Source organism: Rhizobium sp. SEMIA 4085, from assembly GCF_013004495.1.
GTDB lineage: Bacteria > Pseudomonadota > Alphaproteobacteria > Rhizobiales > Rhizobiaceae > Rhizobium > Rhizobium gallicum.
The window spans coordinates 1-1,951 of the sequence record NZ_JABEPH010000612.1 but is presented as its reverse complement, the minus strand read 5'-3'; the positions used below and the strand labels follow the sequence as shown (position 1 = coordinate 1,951).

General features: G+C 60.7%; 1 protein-coding gene. It reads left to right on the top strand.

Features of this window, described 5'->3' with window-relative positions; translation table 11 throughout:
• A partial coding sequence (locus C9413_RS31635) for a bifunctional 2',3'-cyclic-nucleotide 2'-phosphodiesterase/3'-nucleotidase (protein WP_170251473.1) occupies window positions 1–1,784 on the top strand: 1,784 nt, incomplete at its 5' end.
• Between the last annotated feature and the right edge of the window lie 167 nt (window positions 1,785–1,951).

The window sequence follows — 1,951 nt, the reverse complement described above, 5'->3', positions numbered from 1 at the left end:
GTCTGGCGCGCACCGCGACGATCATCGATAACATCCGCGTCGAAGCGGCCAACTCGCTGCTGATCGACAATGGTGACCTGCTGCAGGGCAATCCGATGGGCGATTACATGGCCTATCAGCACGGCATGAGGGATGGCGACGTTCACCCGGTGATCAAGGCGATGAACACGCTCGGCTATACTGTCGGCACGCTCGGAAACCACGAGTTCAACTACGGCCTCGATTTCATGTTCAAGGTGCTTGGCGGCGCGAATTTCCCGTTCGTCTGCGCCAACCTGACGAAGGGCCAGCTCGCCTCCGATCCGAAGAAGGACGATCTCTTCTTCAAGCCCTACGTGATCGTCGAAAAGCAGATCAAGGACGGCGCAGGCAACGACAGCCCGGTCAAGATCGGCTTCATCGGCTTCGTGCCTCCGCAGATCATGCTCTGGGACATCAAGAACCTCGAAGGCAAGGCGCAGACCCGCGACATCGTCGAGGCCGCCAAGGCCTGGGTTCCGGCGATGAAGGAGGAAGGCGCCGATATCGTCATCGCGCTTTCCCATTCCGGCATCGACGGCTCCGCCCCCTCCGAGAAGATGGAGAATGCCTCGCTGCATCTTGCCGCCGTGGACGGCATCGATGCGATCTTCACCGGCCATCAGCACCTTGTCTTCCCCGGCCCGAAGAGTTGGGACGGGATTGCCGACGCCGATCCGGTGAAAGGCACTCTGCATGGCAAGCCGACGGTCATGGCCGGATTCTGGGGCTCGCATCTCGGCCTCATCGACCTGCTTCTGGAAAAGAACGGAAAGAGCTGGACGATCGTTGATTTCACCGCCGAGGCTCGGCCGATCTATCACCGCGACGACAAGAAGAAGGTCGTTGCCGACGTGGGCGACAAGAAGGACGTGATCGAAGCCGCAAAGGCCGAGCATGAGGCGACGCTCGCCTATGTCCGCACCCCGGTCGGCAAGACGTCGGCGCCGCTCTATTCCTACTTCGCCCTCGTTGCCGACGATCCCTCCGTGCAGATCGTCAGCCAGGCGCAGACCTGGTACATCAAGCAGATGCTGGCTGATACCGATTTCAAGGATCTGCCCGTCCTTTCGGCCGCTGCTCCTTTCAAGGCAGGCGGCCGCGGCGGCGCGGAGTACTACACCGACGTTCCGGCGGGCGATGTCGCGATCAAGAATGTCGCCGACCTCTACCTCTACCCGAACACCGTGCAGGCAGTGGTCATTACCGGCGAGCAGGTGAAGAACTGGCTGGAAATGTCGGCCGGCATGTTCAAAGAGGTGAGGCCCGGCGCAACGGATGCGGAATTGCTCAACGGTGATTTCCCGTCCTACAACTTCGATGTCATCGACGGTGTGACCTACCAGATCGACCTCTCGCAGCCGCGCAAATACGACAATGATGGCAAGGCGATCAATGAAAGGTCGAACCGCATCCAGAATCTGCAGTTCGACGGCAAGCCGATCGACCTCAAGCAGAAGTTCGTCGTGGTCACCAACAACTACCGTGCGGGCGGCGGCGGCAAGTTCCCGGAGATTGCAGCCGACAAGGTCGTCTTCCAGGCTCCGGACACCAACCGCGACGTGATCGTCCGCTTCGTTCATGATCAGGGCACGATCAATCCGTCCGCCGACGGCAACTGGACCTTCAAGCCGTTGCCGGGCACGAGCGCCGTCTTCCAGAGCGGACCGAAGGCGAAGCAATTCCTAGCCGACGTCAAGAGTGTCAAGCTGGAGGATGCCGGCGAAGGCGCGGACGGATTTGCAAAGATCAGGCTGGTTCTCTAGCCGATGTGGAAACCAAGCGAGGCGGCAGCCCCTCGCCTATTCCGCTGCAAGCGGCATTTCCGGTCCGCGAATCTCGTTCAGCGCCGCGGTGAAATCGGCGTGGTTGGGGCATTGGGATAACGTGGTGCGGAATGCATCGTTCTTCCATGCGGTGGCTCGGTCTGGGG